Origin of the sequence: Devosia sp. (assembly GCF_035944845.1) — a bacterium.
Classification (GTDB): Bacteria; Pseudomonadota; Alphaproteobacteria; order Rhizobiales; family Devosiaceae; genus Devosia_A.
This window is the reverse complement of sequence record NZ_DASZAW010000124.1, coordinates 1-15,558: the sequence shown is the minus strand read 5'-3', so window position 1 is coordinate 15,558 and position 15,558 is coordinate 1. Positions and strand designations below refer to the sequence as shown.

Annotated in this window: 16 protein-coding genes, 2 tRNA genes and 1 pseudogene; 10 read left to right on the top strand and 9 right to left on the bottom strand. The window is 64.5% G+C overall.

The genetic code is table 11. The features are described 5' to 3' along the window. Positions 1 to 37 precede the first annotated feature (37 nt). The 3 genes from VGV07_RS24395 (at position 38) to VGV07_RS24385 (ending at position 1,886) form a co-directional block, all read left to right on the top strand. Entirely contained in the window at positions 38 to 379 is a 342-nt protein-coding gene (locus VGV07_RS24395; RefSeq protein WP_326871327.1) for a metalloregulator ArsR/SmtB family transcription factor, read from the top strand. Beyond that, on the top strand, positions 369 to 818 hold the full coding sequence (gene trxC / locus VGV07_RS24390; protein ID WP_326871326.1) for a thioredoxin TrxC: 450 nt from the start codon (positions 369 to 371) through the stop codon (positions 816 to 818). Before VGV07_RS24395 ends, trxC begins: the two co-directional genes overlap by 11 nt. 438 nt (positions 819 to 1,256) lie before the next feature. After that, positions 1,257 to 1,886 carry a peroxiredoxin gene (locus VGV07_RS24385; protein ID WP_326871325.1) on the top strand — a complete coding sequence of 210 codons (630 nt, stop codon included), beginning with the start codon at positions 1,257 to 1,259 and terminating at the stop codon, positions 1,884 to 1,886. A gap of 103 nt (positions 1,887 to 1,989) precedes the next feature. Here the strand turns inward: VGV07_RS24385 and VGV07_RS24380 are convergent, their stop codons facing one another. From VGV07_RS24380 to VGV07_RS24370, 3 genes are all read right to left on the bottom strand, one after another. Further along, a complete protein-coding gene (locus VGV07_RS24380) occupies positions 1,990 to 2,757 on the bottom strand; it encodes a pentapeptide repeat-containing protein (protein WP_326871324.1) in 768 nt (255 codons plus the stop codon). After that, a complete protein-coding gene (locus VGV07_RS24375) occupies positions 2,754 to 3,488 on the bottom strand; it encodes a hypothetical protein (RefSeq protein WP_326871323.1) in 735 nt (244 codons plus the stop codon). Before VGV07_RS24375 ends, VGV07_RS24380 begins: the two co-directional genes overlap by 4 nt. Before the next feature lie 106 nt (positions 3,489 to 3,594). Next, on the bottom strand, positions 3,595 to 5,370 hold the full coding sequence (locus VGV07_RS24370; protein ID WP_326871322.1) for a pyrroloquinoline quinone-dependent dehydrogenase: 1,776 nt from the start codon (positions 5,368 to 5,370) through the stop codon (positions 3,595 to 3,597). Between the two features lie 232 nt (positions 5,371 to 5,602). Between VGV07_RS24370 and VGV07_RS24365 the strand changes: the two genes are divergently transcribed. From VGV07_RS24365 to VGV07_RS24350, 4 genes are all read left to right on the top strand, one after another. Continuing rightward, entirely contained in the window at positions 5,603 to 6,217 is a 615-nt protein-coding gene (locus VGV07_RS24365; protein ID WP_326871321.1) for a ubiquinol-cytochrome c reductase iron-sulfur subunit, read from the top strand. 32 nt (positions 6,218 to 6,249) lie between these two features. Next, the gene (locus VGV07_RS24360; protein WP_326871320.1) at positions 6,250 to 6,642 is read left to right on the top strand and encodes a hypothetical protein; all 393 of its coding nucleotides are present in this window, start codon (positions 6,250 to 6,252) and stop codon (positions 6,640 to 6,642) included. A 69-nt stretch (positions 6,643 to 6,711) separates the two neighbouring features. Continuing rightward, positions 6,712 to 7,431: a GntR family transcriptional regulator gene (locus VGV07_RS24355; protein ID WP_326871319.1), complete on the top strand. Its 720-nt coding sequence runs from the start codon at positions 6,712 to 6,714 to the stop codon at positions 7,429 to 7,431. 90 nt (positions 7,432 to 7,521) lie between these two features. Next, the gene (locus VGV07_RS24350; RefSeq protein ID WP_326871318.1) at positions 7,522 to 8,571 is read left to right on the top strand and encodes an SMP-30/gluconolactonase/LRE family protein; all 1,050 of its coding nucleotides are present in this window, start codon (positions 7,522 to 7,524) and stop codon (positions 8,569 to 8,571) included. A gap of 17 nt (positions 8,572 to 8,588) precedes the next feature. On the opposite strand, the gene VGV07_RS24345 is transcribed toward VGV07_RS24350, so the two are convergent. From VGV07_RS24345 to VGV07_RS24335, 3 genes are all read right to left on the bottom strand, one after another. Next, positions 8,589 to 8,665, bottom strand: a tRNA-Arg gene (locus tag VGV07_RS24345). Between the two features lie 77 nt (positions 8,666 to 8,742). Beyond that, complete coding sequence (locus VGV07_RS24340) at positions 8,743 to 9,360, bottom strand: hypothetical protein (protein WP_326871317.1); 618 nt, start codon at positions 9,358 to 9,360, stop codon at positions 8,743 to 8,745. A 119-nt stretch (positions 9,361 to 9,479) separates the two neighbouring features. Continuing rightward, a complete protein-coding gene (locus VGV07_RS24335; RefSeq protein WP_326871316.1) occupies positions 9,480 to 10,160 on the bottom strand; it encodes a pseudouridine synthase in 681 nt (226 codons plus the stop codon). 153 nt (positions 10,161 to 10,313) lie between these two features. Here VGV07_RS24335 and VGV07_RS24330 point away from each other — a divergent pair, with 153 nt between their 5' ends. The 3 genes and pseudogenes from VGV07_RS24330 to VGV07_RS24320 all read left to right on the top strand — a co-directional run bounded on the left by VGV07_RS24330 (position 10,314) and on the right by VGV07_RS24320 (position 13,438). Beyond that, positions 10,314 to 11,411 carry a Gfo/Idh/MocA family oxidoreductase gene (locus VGV07_RS24330; RefSeq protein ID WP_326871315.1) on the top strand — a complete coding sequence of 366 codons (1,098 nt, stop codon included), beginning with the start codon at positions 10,314 to 10,316 and terminating at the stop codon, positions 11,409 to 11,411. Positions 11,412 to 11,742: 331 nt separating this feature from the next. Beyond that, positions 11,743 to 12,228, top strand: a pseudogene (locus tag VGV07_RS24325) (transglycosylase SLT domain-containing protein); the annotation flags it as partial. A 100-nt stretch (positions 12,229 to 12,328) separates the two neighbouring features. After that, positions 12,329 to 13,438, top strand: coding sequence for a hypothetical protein (locus tag VGV07_RS24320; protein ID WP_326871313.1), 1,110 nt, complete (start codon positions 12,329 to 12,331; stop codon positions 13,436 to 13,438). A 54-nt stretch (positions 13,439 to 13,492) separates the two neighbouring features. Here the strand turns inward: VGV07_RS24320 and VGV07_RS24315 are convergent, their stop codons facing one another. The 3 genes from VGV07_RS24315 to VGV07_RS24305 form a co-directional block, all read right to left on the bottom strand. After that, a complete protein-coding gene (locus tag VGV07_RS24315) occupies positions 13,493 to 14,455 on the bottom strand; it encodes a GlxA family transcriptional regulator (protein ID WP_326871312.1) in 963 nt (320 codons plus the stop codon). 336 nt (positions 14,456 to 14,791) lie between these two features. Continuing rightward, positions 14,792 to 14,867: transfer RNA gene (locus VGV07_RS24310), tRNA-Ala, on the bottom strand. A 195-nt stretch (positions 14,868 to 15,062) separates the two neighbouring features. Further along, positions 15,063 to 15,485, bottom strand: a complete 423-nt coding sequence (locus tag VGV07_RS24305; protein WP_326871311.1) for a TIGR02300 family protein — start codon at positions 15,483 to 15,485, stop codon at positions 15,063 to 15,065. Positions 15,486 to 15,558 lie beyond the last annotated feature (73 nt).

Below are 15,558 nucleotides of genomic sequence, written 5' to 3'. Positions count from 1 at the left end.
GGTTGACAGATATATTCGAATATTCTAATATGTCAATATGAAAGCGATCGACCTGGAACCGCGGTCCGCCGATGCCGCCGAACTGCTCGCGGCGATGGCCAACCGGAAGCGACTGATGATCCTCTGCCATCTGCTTGACGCCGAGTTGAGCGTGCAGGAGCTCGCGGCGAGCGTCGGCCTGGCGCAATCGCCGCTGTCGCAGCACCTGGCCAAGCTACGGCTGTTGCACCTGGTCTCGGCGCGTCGCGACGGGCAGACGATCCGCTATCGGCTGGCGTCCGACGAGGTCGAGCGACTGCTCTCGACCCTGAACGGGATCTATTGCGCCGCCGCGGCCCCAAACCATTCCCTTCAGGTGGAGAACCAGCATGAGCACTGAACGACGGGTCGTTTGCACCGGCTGCGGGTCGACCAACCGGCTGCCTCTTGAACGTGGGGCAAAGAACGCAAAGTGCGGGACATGCGGAGCGCCGTTGTTTGCCGGCCGACCCAGCGATGTCGATGGAACCGCGTTCGACCGCCAAGTGGGAAAAAGCACTGTTCCCGTGGTCGTCGATGTCTGGGCACCCTGGTGCGGCCCGTGTCGTGCCATGGCGCCCGAGTTCGAGAAGGCGGCGCAGTCCCTCGAGCCACGCGCCAGGTTCATCAAGCTCAATTCCGACAAGGAGCAGCACATCGCCTCCCGGCTCGGTATCCGCAGCATTCCGACGATGCTGCTATTTCGCGAGGGCAAGGAACTCGGTCGCGTGTCGGGCGCCATGTCGGCCGAACAGATCGGTCGCTGGCTCGGCGAACAACTCGGGCCCCGCGGGCAGTAGCGGACCCGGCTTCCCCTAAATGATCATCGTGATGGCTGCGGCGCTTTGATCTTGGTCAATAGCCGCCAACGCCGCCGCGATAGCGTCGCTCGATAAACCCAAGAGATGAGGACATGAACGCATACTCATAGCTGGCACCACAGTTCTGCTGGCGACCGCGATTCTCGTCGGCATGGACATGATGGGGCACCCCGGGCGGCATCGCTCCATGATGATGGATGCAAACGACGACGGACCGTCAGCGCCGAAGAAGCCGCATCAGCGGCAGAACTGGAACTGATGCCCGGGTCAGTCGACGTCGTGCACGGCGCGAGCCCCGCGCACCGCGCCGTACCAGGGCCACTGATCCCGTTCGCCGGAGCATGGCCTCGACTGCCTGACCCGGTGCGCTCCAGTTCGCCTCACTTCACGCAACGTCACACACAAGGAAGCAAGAGCATGTCACTTCACATCGGCGACATCGCACCCGATTTCAGCATCGACACCTCCAAAGGGCCGATCAGCTTTCATCAGTGGGCAGGTAGCTCCTGGGTGTTTTTCTTCAGCCACCCCGCCGACTTCACGCCCGTCTGCACCACAGAGATGGGCCGGACGGCTCAACTGGCCGGCGAGTTTGCAAAACGCAACACCAAGACACTGGGGCTGTCGACCGACACAGCCGCCGAACATCTCAGGTGGATCGACGACGTCAACGCGACACAGCATACCCGGGTCGAGTTCCCCATCGTCGCCGACGCCAACCTCGAGGTGGCGAGGCTCTACGACATGATCCACCCCGCGCAGAGCACCACCGAGGCGGTGCGGTCGGTGTTTATCATCGACCCGAACAAGGCTATCCGGCTTATCCTCACCTACCCGATGAACGTCGGGCGCAACTTTGATGAGATCCTGAGGGTCATCGACGCCTTGCAGCTTGCCGATGCCAACAAAGTGGCGACACCGGCCGACTGGCGGCGGGGCGACAAGGTCATCATCCCGCTCTCAATCACAAATGACGTGGCTCTGGAGAGATTTCCGCAGGGCTGGGACGCGCCTCGTGCCTACCTCAGATTCACCGAGGTGAAGTAGCAGCGGCTTGGTGAACCGAGGTAGAGCGGAAACCTGGCCCTCCTGCTTCAGAAGGAGAGGTTGGCGAAGATCGAATGATCGACGCAAGCTCGGGCCAGCCGCCTTACTGCCCCTGATAGTTCCCATCCGGCATCAACGCGTCCTGCCAGTTGGTGCCGTCGGTGATAGCGTCGCGGAGGTTGGCGGAGACGAGGCGGGTGCCCGAAAGGTTGGCGTCGGTCAGGTCGGCCGCGATCAGCCGGGCGCCGAACAGGTCGGAGCGGTGCAGGTTGGCGCCGCGCAGGACGCTGCCTTCGAGATTGCTCGCGGTGAAATCCGCGCCCTCGATGGTGCTGCCGGAAAAATCCACCCGCTGCATATTGAGCTGACGGAAGCTGGCGCCGGAGAAATCGGCGTTGGTGGCCTTCACCCCGCCGAAACGCGCGTCCTCAAACTGGGCGAAGCGCAGGCTCGCGCCATCGAAATGGGCATTGGTGAGGATGGCGCGACGGAAGTTCACGCTTTCGCCCCTGGCGCCGGTCAGGGACGCGCCGCTGAGCGTCGACCGAAAGAATACGGTGTTGCCCAGTTTGGTGTCGGCAAGATCGGCACTGGATAGCTTGGCGGCGGTGAAGTCGGCGGCCTCGAGATTGGCGCCCCTGAGATTGGCCGCGCTCAGATCGGACTGAAAGAAGAAAGCGCCACTCAGGTCGGCGCCCGACAGATCCGCCCCCACCAGGTTGCGATCGCTGAGGTCGGCGCCGGTAAGTGTGCAGCCGGGACAAGAGGTGGTTTCACCAGCGAGGAAGGCAGCGGGGTCTATGGATTGCGCCAGGGCCGACAGTTGCGCCGAAAGCAACAGCGCGAGCGCCGCGCCGACAACCTGCCTCATGGCGCGGCCTTTACCGCGTCGAGCGTCAGATCAAACGCTTCCCAACGGGTCGAGGATTCATACTGACCGGGCTCGAACATCCCCTGAATGTCGAGGCCGGTCTGGCCCGGCTTGCGGAAATAATGGGTTTCGACCCGCACGTGGCGACCGTCGACGTCCTTGCTGCACACCTCATTGATGAACATCTCGCCGACGCCGGTTTCACCCGGCGCCCTGGGCAGGTCGGTGCAGTTCCAATCGCGGGTGCCGTAGCGCTGGAACACCGGCAACCGGAACAGGTAGGCGCGGCCGCGATCCTCGATGCCGGCGCGGTCATCGGTGACGGCACGAAAGCCGCGCACAACCCCGGCATCATCGAACAACAGCGACAGCACCACGGGGAAGTTGGCGAGCCGGGTGCCGCCGAAACGCTGCAACCAGAGCTCTTCGCCATACTGGTCGTGGAAGCGCTCGGCGAGTTTGCCGACACGGCGTCCGAACTCGACATAAACTTCGTGGAGCCCCCGCTCGTCGGCGGCGCACTGGGCAAAGTCGGTCCAGCCGGTGACGTGCTTGAGCGGCGGCCCGCCATTGGAGCCGCAGGCGAAAGCCTCATACCCCTCGGTGGGGAGCGATGCGGCGGTTTCGCCGATGGCGAGGGTCCGGAACTCGGGCGACAACGGTGCCCCCGAGGAGGGGAGCGCAAGGCCTATCAGCAACAGGGCCGGCAGAAATCTCACGAACTTGATCATGGTACCGTCGCGCAGGCGGGAAAAAAGGTGTGGCACGGCAGCTTTCGCCGCCGCACCGAGGATTGCGGGCACGGCGGCGCATTCGCCAACGTGCCCGAGGGAGAGATCAGTTCACGGCGAAGACGTACATCGCGTCGGTGGGCACGAAATACTTCAACGACGGATCGGCGTTGATCTGCGCCGTGCTCGGCGCCGCACCGGCGAGGACCGCGATATACTCCTTGCCGTCGACCGCATAGGCCATCGGCGGAGAGCCAAGCGAGGTGCCCACGTTGAACTTCCAGACTTCTTTCAGCGTCTCGTCGTCGTAGGCGTAGATCCAGCCGGCACGGTCGGACCCGAACACCAGGCCGCCGGCGGTCGCCAACATGCCATTGCCGCGGGCGATCAGGTGGGTCTTGGCGGCAATCTTGCCCGTGACCGGATCGATTGCCACGACCGAACCACTCTGTTCGGCCGGCAGTTCGGTGCCCTCGGGAGCGGGCAAGCGACCGTTCCATTCCTTCTGCGCCGCCACCACGTCGTACTCGCCGCCGGTGATGGTCGGGTTCGGTGCCTCGGTCGGTACGTAGGCCGAACAGCCTTCGTTGGAGGTCAGGTAAACCAGCTTGGTCTTGGCGCTGTAGGAGGCCGGCTGCCAGTTCTTGCCGCCGCCGAGCGTCGGGCAATAGATGCCAGGCAGGTCGTCACGCGACCCGACGGTGCCGGCCACGTATTTCTGCAGGTCGGCCGCAGGATCGTAGCTCAGCGGCAGGCCGGTCTTCTGGTCGATGCCAGTGGTCCAGTTCAGGTCGTCGACGTACTGCGTTGCATGCTGCAGCTGGCCGTTGGTGCGATCGAACGCGTAGCCGAAGCCATTGCGCGCCGCGCGGAAGGCGAGGTTGCTGTCGCCGTTGTCGATGAGCTGGGTCTCGCCGATCTCGTCGTAGTCGTAGGGGTCGTTGGGGGTGAACTGGAAGTGCCACTTGATGGCGCCGGTTTCGGTATCGAGCGCCACGAGGCTCGAGGCATAAAGATTGTCGCCGGGACGATACTCGGCGTCGATCTGCGGCGCCGGGTTACCCGTGCCCCAGTAGGTCAGGCCGAGCTTGGGATCATAGCTGCCGGTCGCCCAGATCGAGCCACCGCCGGTTTCCCATGTGCCTTCGCGCTTCCAGGTCTCGCTGCCGGGCTCGCCCGGCGCCGGGATGGTGTAGGTGCGCCACTTCGGCTTGCCGGTATTGAGGTCGATCGCCTCGATCCAGCCGCGGATGCCGTATTCGCCGCCGGCAGGGCCGTAGAGCGCCACATCGCCGATGACCAGCGGGGCAACGGTGAAGCTCTCAGCGCGGGCCTTGTCGGCCTGCTGGGTTTCCCAGTTGAGCTCGCCGGTATCCTTGTTGATCGACATCACCCGACCATCGAGGGTCAGGGCGATGACGTCGTTCTTCCACAGCGCGATGCCGCGGTTCTCGGCGCCGCAGCAGGTGGCATCGGAGATCCACTGCTTGTCGACCTCGGGATCCACCTTCCACATGATCTTGCCGAAGCGGCCGTCGCGCACGTCGACCTTGTAGACCCGGCTCCAGCCGGCCTGGACGTACATGAAGCCGTCCTCGACCAGCGGCGTGCCTTCGTTGCGGGCGCTGGCATAGCGGCCTCCGGCCGAGGCCTGGTCGAACTGGGTGACGAAGGCCAGCGACAACTTGTCGACATTGTCCTTGTTGATGCCGTCGAGCGGGCTGTAGCGGTGGGCGTCATAAGTCCGGTGGACCATGAGCCAGTTGCCGGACTCTTTGTCGGCGTCAACAAGCCGTTCGTTGGTTACCTCTGCCGCCGAGGCCAATGACGCCATCGTCACCGCCAAGGCCAGGAGGCCGACGCCTAAGCGCAAGCGTGCCATCTTCCTCATCCCTTTTTTCGAGAACTCGGCCGCCGACCCAATGGGATCGGGAGCGCCGCAACGTTATCGCAATGCTGGGTTTGGCCGCCAGAATGTACGCGGCCCACAAAAACCAATTCAGAATATAGGAACAAGCACTGACGCCAGCTTTCTATATTCAAGCACAATGAGGGTGCGGTGCTATCGGCCGCGCTGCCGGCCGGTCGTGGCCGGCACTTGAGGAGAACATCTGATGAAACAAGGCACTACGGCAGAACCGACGATTGAGGCTCAGTGTGGCTGCCAGTGCACCAGGGTCAGCCGGCGGAGCGTATTGGGCGGCCTTGCGGCAGCGGGCGCCTTTGCCGGGCTGGGTGGCACGGCGCTGGCCGCAGCGCCTGACGCGATGCCGCCGCAAGTCGGCGATTTCCTGGTCTCACCGGCAGGCCAAACGCCGCTGACGCCTGATAGCATCAAGCTCGACAGCAAGCCGTTCGAAGCGGTGGCTATGTCGCCCGACGGCGTGGTGCGCAATGCCGAGTACGAGAACACCGTACTGCTGCTGCGCTACGACCCGGCGACGCTGCCGGCGGAAACCGCGGCGAGATCCGCCGAAGGCGTGCTCGGCTACACCATCATCTGTACCCATGCCGGCTGCCCGCTCGGCGATACGCTGAAGAACAAGTTGCTTGCCTGCGATTGTCATGGCTCGCGGTTCGACCCGACCAAGAATGGCGAAGTGGCGCATGGACCTGCGGTGCGCAAGCTGCCGCAGCTGGGCCTCAAGGTCGAGGATGGCAAGCTGGTCGTGGCGGAGGCATTCGACTCTCGCGTCGGTGGCGACATGATGGGCGAAGACGATCGCTGATCGGCCATCCGGCGTCGAGAAGGAGTGACGAAGTGAAACTCAGACTAACTCTTGCGGCGACCTTGTTCGTCGTTCCCGGCACTGTGCTGGCGGCGAGCCTGCCGATTGCCGGTAGCTATGGTACGCCAGCCGGGTGTGCGGCCCATGCCGGGGCGGCCGATGCCAGCGGCGACAAGGTGCTGATCAGCGCCGATGACGTACGCTTCCAAGGCAATGTGTGCCCCTATACCGGCCTCACCGAAACCGGGGAAAAGACCTGGCAGATAAAGATCGCCTGCGAGAGCGGCCATGAGGAGGTGGTTCGCGGAACGATCGATCTCACAGAAAGCGCCGATGGCTCCAAACTGGTTGCGGCTCTCAAGGACGGCTCGGGGCCGGAGGGCGAGTTTCTGCCCTGCGACGCCGCGGTGGCCCCATCACCGTAGTTAGAATCTGATTTTTTCTGGTTTTTGGAGTTATTGGACGGTCCGGACGCCTCTGCAAGGGACCCAACAGTGTCAGCTCTGCCAAAGAACAGCGATCGCGTTTCGGACAGTGCGATCGTTTCCGCCACCCGAATTCGGGCCACGCTCCGAAGCGACATCCTCACGGGCAAGCTTCGGCCGGGCACCAAAGTGAATGTTGAGGACCTCGCCGACCGCTACGAGACGTCGCATATCCCGATCCGCGAGGCGTTGATCGGGCTGGCGTCGGAAGGGTTGGTCAAACGCGAGGAACGACGAGGCTTCTTCGTGACGGCGTTCACGGCAGAGATGCTGGAGGAGTTGATCAAGACAAGGTGCTGGCTCGAGGAGCGGGCACTCACCGAGAGCATCAAGAACCGCACCGTCGCATGGGAGGAGGAACTGGTTCTGGCGCTGCATTGGCTATCGCGGACGCCACGATATTCGGACGCGGCGCGCCAGCAGCTCAACCCAGCCTGGGATGAACGGCACAAGCAGTTCCACCAGGCGCTGATCAGCACCTGCGGCTCGTCGCTGCTGCTGCGCTACTGCCAGGAGATCCGCGATCGGGTGGACTCGTATCGGTTCATCACCGAAAGCGCCAACCCCGCGCCGTTCGAAGCTCGTCCCGACGAGCACCGGCTGATCGCCGATGCGGCGCTCGCCGGCGACACGAAGACCGCAGTCGATGTGCTGCTACGGCACTATCGGCAGACGCTCGAGATCATCACCGCGACCTTCGTCTCGACCAAGCCGGAGGAGACAGCGTGATGTCGAGAGGATCGAAGCCCTGCCGGGAGGCGCGCAGGAGCACCGGCGATCCTCCTGGCCTCTTATCTCTGAACTAAGTGGAGGAAGTCGATGCAGCCCGTATCAATCGCCAGCGTGGTCCTTATCGCCGGGCTTGCCGCCAGCCCATCATTGGCCCAACAAGCACCGACCCCCGGCCCCTACTTCGTCGGCAACCCGCTCGGCCTGCCGGTGAACCCGGCCGCCGACGGAGCGTTCGTGCCGATATCAAGCAATGTGAAGGTGTTCGGCGCTATCTACGCCACCGAGAGCTGCTCTTATGACCCGGAACGCGACCTGATCGTGGCGCCGGCCCGCGGGGTGAGCCAGGCCGTTCAGGAGAACAACGCCTTCGTCGCGCTGATCAACCATGACGGGTCGGTCAACACGGCGCGCTGGATCGGCGTACAAAACCCGCAGCAGCGGGCGGCCCTGCAGCCACCGCTCATTCTCAATGAGCCGTTCGGCAGCGATATCGAGGGGGGTATCCTCTATATGGCCGACCGCGACGGCGGCACCGCGGACCCGGCCGACCCAACGAAGACGACGCCGAGTGTGGCGGTGATCCGCAAATTCAGCATGAAGACCGGCGAACCCCAGGGCGAGGTCAAGATCGAGGGCTCATCCTGGATCAACGATATCGAGGTGGCGCCCGACGGCACCATCTATGCCAGCAATACCGGTGTTGGCGGCAAAGAACCCCAGCCCGACACTTGGCAGGTCTGGAAAGTGGCACCGGACGGCCAGGTTTCGGCGTGGATTCAGGGCGCTCCCCTCAATCAGCCCAACGGCATCGCCTTCGATGGCGACGGCAACGTGGTGGTGGTCAATATCGGCAGCGACGAGGTGCTGACCTTTGCCGCCGCCGACGCCAAACTGCTGAAGACCGAGAAAGCGGCACAAGCCGGCAATGACGGCATCGTGGTCCTGCCCGACGGCACCAAATATGTCAGCAGCGTGATCAACGGCGGCATCACCAAACTGACGCCCGACGGCACGGCGTCCCTGATTGCCGAGAACATCCCAAGCGCCGCCTCGATGTGCTACGACGCCGGTGCAGAGCAACTCGTCGTGCCGATGAACGCCAATAACGGGCTGGCGTTTGTCAGTCTCGACCAGTGACGATGTGATGAAAGGTTTGGCGCACCCGGCGAGATTCGAACTCACGACCTCTGCCTTCGGAGGGCAGCGCTCTATCCAGCTGAGCTACGGGTGCAGCGGGACTAGGCAATAGGCGATTGGTGCGACGAGTGCAAGACGGTCGGCTCAGGGGTGAGCCGACCGGTGGGAAACTCAGGCGGCGCGGTGCCACAGGCGGTCGAGTTCGCCCAGCAGGCGGAAGGTGATGCCGTCGACAGCTTCGAGGTCACCCAGCGGATCGGTGGCTGCGCCGTCCTCGCGGGCGGCATGAAGCGCGGCAAAGACCGAGGCGATGCCGTCCTCGAGGTCGCTGTCGAGCAATGGCGCATCGTCGTCGGCGCCGTGCGCCCCGGCGTCGAGCTTCACGACGGTGTCGGCATGGGCGGCAGGCATGTCCTCGAAGGCACCGGCAGCGAGCGGCTCGGAGGGTTCATCGATCAGGGCGGCTTCGATGGCCGCAGCGATGTCGGTGGACACGCCCTCTGCTGTCGGGATCTCGTCACCGAGATCAGCGCCAGCGTCGAGTTCACCGGCCTCGGTGGGCTCAGCAATGGAATTGGCAACCGGTTCGTTCAAAGCTTCGCCGGCGCCGGCAGAGACGTCGGCGGCCTCGGCCGGCGGCACCTCGTCCACGAGGGGTTGTGCCGCATCGGCAAATCCCTCCACCGCCGCAGCAGCCCAGGCATCGTCGGCGTGGCTGTCGTCTGCCAGGGCGGCGACGATCGGGCCGATATCGGAAGCGGCGTCCTGCCGGTCCTTGATCTCGCTCATCGTTCTCTCCGAGCTCGGGTTGAGACGCTCGGGACGCTAGAAGGCGCAAATGGCCCGTTTCGGACCGGATTTCGGCACTCCGGTGACGATTTCGTGACGGCCGGAGAGATGGGAACGGCTCAGAATGGCGCCGGAACGCGGAAGTTCACCCAGTGCCCCGCGGGGTGATTGAAGCCCAGCTCCTCGGCGTGGAGCTGCAGCCGATCGGCGGCGGCGAGGGCCTCGCCGGTCGAATAGAACGGGTCGCCGAGGATCGGGTGGCCGAGTTCGAGCATGTGGACGCGCAACTGGTGGGTACGGCCGGTGAGCGGATAGAGCCGGACCCGGGTGATGCCGCCCTCACGATCCTCGACTTGCCAGTCGGTGACGCTGGCGCGTCCCCTTTCATAGTCGACGCGCTGGCGCGGCTTGTGTTCCCAATCGGTGGCGAGCGGCAGGTCGACGCGCCCCTCGTCGGCCTGGATATCGCCCCAGACCCTTGCCACGTATGACTTTTTGGCGCGGCGCTGCTCGAATTCCTGGCCGACATGGCCGAGCGCCTTCTTGTTGAGGCACATCACCAAGACGCCCGATGTATCCTTGTCGAGCCGGTGCGCCATGGCCGCGCCGGGCCAGCGCTGTTTGACCCGCGCCTCCAGGCAATCGGCCAAAGCCGGGTCCTTGCCGGCGACCGACAGCAGGCCCGAGGGCTTGTCGAGCACGACGATATCGTCGTCGGCATGCACCACGCTGAGCCAGGGCTCGGTGGGCGGGCGATAGTCGAAACTGGTGGGCATGGGATTGAGCATTGCGCCGCTCATAGCAGGATCGGGCGGCGGTGAGAAACCTTGCGTTACGTACCTCATTGCCTCTGGCAATCGGCGCCAATTGCGGCGATGCTGGCTTGAAGATTGGAGCGGCGCGCCCGACCAGGCGGAGCGGCCGACTCAGCGAAAGGGATGGAGACAGTGACTATGGACGGCAAGCGTCGCGTTGGCGTGGGCATCATCGGGTGCGGCAATATCTCGAGCCAGTACCTCAAGGCGATGCGGGATTTCCCGGTGCTGGAGGTGATCGCCATCGCCGACATGAAGCCGGAGGTGGCGGCAAAGAAGGCGGCCGAGTTCGGGCTCGCCGCCGTGTCGGTCGAGGCGCTACTGGCCGACCCCCGGGTCGAGATCATCGTCAACCTCACCATCCCCCGGGCGCATGTCGAAGTCGGCCTTCGCGCCATTGCGGCGGGCAAGCACGTCTATGGCGAAAAGCCGCTCGGCATCAGCTACGCCGAAGGCAAGACCCTCGCCGCGGCGGCAGCCAAGGCGGGGCTCAGGGTTGGATCGGCGCCGGATACCTTCCTCGGCGGAGCCCATCAGGAGGCCCGGGCCCTGCTCGACAGCGGCGCGGTGGGTGACATCGTCGGCGGCACGGCGTTCTTCGCCTGCCCCGGCCACGAGCGCTGGCACCCCGACCCGGCGTTCTATTACGATGTCGGCGGCGGGCCGGTGCTCGATATGGGGCCGTATTACATCACCGACCTCATCAACCTGCTCGGCCCGGTGAAAAGCGTGCAGGCGATGAGCGCCACGCCGCAGAAAGAACGTCCGATCTATTCGGAGCCCAAGAAGGGCCAGTTGATGCCGGTGAAGGTATCGACGCACGTGGCGGGGCTGTTGCAGTTCCATTCGGGCGCCATCATCCAGGTGACGCTGAGCTTCGACGTGCCGGGTCACGCGCACCTGCCGTTCGAGCTTTACGGGACGAAACAGAGCGTCCTGGTGCCCGACCCGAACATGTTCGGCGGCGAGGTGAAAACCCGGGCAGCGGGTGAGAAGGACTGGACCGTGGTGCCCTATGCCCTGCCCTATGCCGATGCCAACTATCGCTCCCTGGGGGTTGCCGACATGGCGCATGCCATTCTCGAGGGCCGCCCGCATCGCGCCTCGGGCGACCTGGCGCTGCACGTGCTCGAGGTGATGGAAACGTTCGAGATGGCGAGCCGCGAAGGGCGGGCCGTCGAGATCACCACACCGGTGGAGCGCCCGGCGCCGCTCAAGGAGTCGGTGATCGCTTAGGCGATCGAGAGGCAACTGGACCCGGGACCGCTGGGCTGCTCCCACCACCCCTGTCTCCTTCCCGCGCGGGAGGGGAGACCAGAGCATTGAGGCGGTAAGGAGGTCGCCCTCGCGGGGAGGGACAGGGGTGGGAGCGCTCGTTACGCTGCGGCTTGCAAGCCACGTTCGTGGCGCCGAGCCCCGCAAATCCCGCTCAATTCGCCCCGGGTTCCCCCGCGCAAAAGCTTCTGTTAAGAGAAACTCCATGTTCAGGGGCCCTGTTCTTTCGCGCGTTGTGCGCCTCACGCTTGCCGTGCCTGTGCTGGCCGGCCTGGTGGCGGGCTGTTCGATGGCGGGGTTGCCGGGGTTCAAGCCTGCCTCGCCGAAAGCCGTCGCGGCCATTGCCCCCACCCCCCAAACGCGGACCGAGAGCGAAGGCGAGGCCTTCGTGCCGCTGGCTTTTGCCGAGGCGCCGGCCCGCACCTCGTCAGCCGGGGTCGATGGGCTGATCAGCAAATATGCCAGCGTCTATGGCCTGCCGGAGTCGCTGGTGCGCCGGGTGGTGCAGCGCGAGAGCGGCTTCAACCCGGGGGCGCGCAACGGGCCCTATTACGGGCTGATGCAGATCCGGCACGATACGGCGCGCTCGATGGGCTATGGCGGCAGCGCCTCGGGGCTGCTCGATGCCGAAACCAATCTCAAATATGCAGTAAAGTACCTGCGCGGCGCCTATATCACTGCCGGCTACAATTCCGACGGTGCCGTGCGGTACTACTCCCGTGGCTATTATTACGATGCCAAGCGCCTCGGCCTGCTCGAGGAAACCGGCCTCCGCTGAGCCCCTGGCGGGCCTAAGCCCCTAAGTCTGCATCCGATTTCCGCTGGCGGTTTGTTGCCGGGGTGACATAGTGCGCCTGGTCACCAGCGGGGCGGCACACATGGCAAACGCGGCAACGACAGCAGTTCCATTCGGGGCGCGGTGGAAGCTCCGCATCTCGGCCATCGCTTGGTTCCTGCTGTCAGCCGGGTTCCTGCTCGGGCTGCCCGTGCTGCTCGATGTGAGTTGGCTGATTGTCGCCGCGCTCCTTGTCATCGCGCTGCTGCTGGGCTTGCTCGTCGCCTGGCTCCTCCGGCTGGTTTTTGGCGGGCAACGGCGGCAGCCGTTCTTGATCAGCTACATCAAGGCCGTGCTCGGGACCCTGTTCGTTTTCGGTATCGGGCTCGCGATACCGATCTACTATGCGGCCGTGTACACCGATCTGAAGCCGTTGACCGTGCCGCAGGCAACGCTGTCGAACGGCAAGCAGACCATCGTGTTCCAGGGCATGATGCATGTCGGCTCGGAGCCGTTCTACAAGGGCGTGGTGTATGACCTCGAGAAAGCGCTGACCGAGGGTTACGTGATTTACTACGAGGGCGTGCGGGGCTCGCCGCAAGGCGACCAGTGGTTTGCCGACACGCTGGCCGGCGGCGGCGACCTCTCCGCCAACTACAAGATGCTGTCCGACGTGTGCGGGCTGAAGTTCCAGCTCGACTATTTCCAGATGCTTGCCGCCGACATGGCGGCACATCCCGAGCGGCACGTCGCGGCCGATGTCAGCACGGCCGACATGATGCATGAATATGAGCGGCTGGTCGCCGCCGATCCCGGATTCGCGACGCGGGTGCAGCCGGCCAAGGCCGACGCCACGGCGACGACCAAATCGTCGGAGAGTATCTCCTCCCTCATCAGCCTGCTCGACGGCAGTACGGCCGAGCAGAAGCGAATTGCCGGTTATGCCTGTCGCGGCTTTCTGACCTGGGCCCTCAGTGGGGCCGATGCGCCGTCCCCCCTGGATCCGGTGCTTCTCGACTACCGCAACCGGGCGCTCGCCGACCGCATCGCCAAGGACACGCACCAGTTGATTTATATCACCTACGGCGCCGAGCACCTGCCCGGACTGCTGAAGGACCTCCAGGCGATCGACCCCGCCTGGGAGATCAGATCGGTGAAATGGCAGCGCGTAGTGGAAGCACCCGACGACGTGACCGGGCAACTGGCGAACTGAAACGGCCCTCTAGGATCATGCCGGCACTACAGGCCGGCCTCCCCGCGGGAACGCCTAGGCCGCAGGTTGGTTCGAAGCGCCCCGCTTTGCCAGGTCGCGCCGCAGAGCCTGGGGAGGCAGACCAAAACAACGCATGAAGGCGCGCCGCATGCGTCCGGTATCGCCGAACCCGGTGGCCTGGGCGATGTGATCCAACGGAGCGTGGCTGGTCTCGATGGCCGCCCGCGCCGTTTCGAGGCGGAGCCGCTCTACCGCCTTGGCAGGCGTCGTCCCGGTCTCGGCAGAAAAGACCCGGGCGAAGTTTCTCTCACTCATCGCCGCCTGGTCGGCGAGACGCTCGGCGGTAAGCTCTTCCGTGATGTGTTCGCGCATCCACATGATGAGGTTGGCGAAGCGACCGGTGCGGCCGCCCAGTTCGACCAGGGCGGCAAACTGGGATTGGCCGCCGGGCCGCCGTTGGTGCACGACCAGTTGCTGGGCCGTGCGGCGCGCCGCCTCAGCCCCGAGGTCATCCTCGATGAGGGCGAGCGCCAGATCGATACCGCTGCTGATGCCCGCCGAAGTCCAGACATTGCCGTCGCGCACGAAGATGCGTTCAGCGTCGAGATCGATGCCCGGATAGCGGCGTGAGAAATCATAGGAGTTGGACCAGTGGGTGGTCGCGCGACGACCGGCCAGCAGCCCCGCCTCGGCGAGAATGTAGGCGCCCGAACAAACGCTCGCCATACGCCTGGCGCTGACGCTCCCGAGCCAGCCCAGGATCTCGCGCAACGCCTCGGGCGAGCGATTGATCTCGCCGCCGGAGACAATCACCGTGTCGAACGGGCCGCCGGCAAGCGGAACCGATGCGAGCCTTGCACGGGACGAACTCTCGACCTCGCCACCGCCGGGGGCCATCACCTGCAGCTCATAGCTGCCCGGGTTGAAGCGCTCGGCGATCTCGAATGCGGCGATGGGGCCCGCTGCGTCAAGGAGCTGGAACCCGGGGTGCAGGACCATCACAATCGAGCGTACCATGGCAGATTTCGCCCGGTTTTTGACATTGCTGCCATAGACTGCCCGATCTAGCCTTGCCTCGCAAGTTGATCGTCGCGACGCGTTTCAAGTCGACTGCATTGGCACAGCAAGGCGGCCCGCTGCGATTGGGCCTGGAGGGGGAAGCCCCTTAGGGCCGCCGTATCGGAGCGAATGCTCGGCGCGGCGAATGACGCCAGTCGGCGCTCGCACAACGACGACGCCAACCGACGATTCGCGTATGCGGCATTTCCGATATAGGGGTGCTTGTGCCAACGGCCACGGAAGCCAGAAGCCTTCGCAATTTCTTGCGAAGCCTCAGTGCCTTCCGGGGAGGAGTGGTGGAGCCAAACGGAATCGAACCGTCGACCTCTTGAATGCCATTCAAGCGCTCTCCCAACTGAGCTATGGCCCCATCAACGATCCCTGGGGATCACATCCGGCGACACGAGAACCGTGTCTTTGGGAATGCGCCGCGGCGGTTTCCCGTCGAAGCGCGGTGCTATCTACCCACGTCACCCCTCGCATGCAAGCGGTATTTCGTGGGCTCGGCGCGGTGGGGAAAAGTTCTCGACTTTTCGTGCCCTTGCCCGCACCTGCGAGGTCGCGCTTAGCGCTCGTCCCCGCCGCCGCCGACGTCGAAATCGAGGTTTTCATCCTCGTCTTCGTCCTCTTCGAGGAACACGTCGCTGTCGTCGTCGCCGATGTCTTCGACGTCTTCGACGTCCTCGACATCAGGAATCTCTTCACCGTCATCGCCGCCGCTTTCTTCAGCGTCGGCATCCTCGAGCGAGACGATCTCGGGCGCGCCTGGCTCGGCCGCTTCCTCGGTCTCGATCTCTTCCTCGTCATCCTCGTCGTTGCGTTCGGCAGCCGCCTTGGCGCGCACCGCCGCTACGGCGTTCTGTTCGAAATAGGAGCGCGGATAGGACTTGCCGGTATAAGGCGAGACGATCGGATCCTTGTTCAGGTCGTAGAACTTCTTGCCGGTATCGGGATCTTCCCGTTTCGTACCGCGTTCGTCGTTGGCCAATTGCTTCCTCGTGTAGAAAGGCGGGGCCACCCGCAGGGAAACGTCCGGTTAGGGTGAAAGTTTCGCCCTGTCA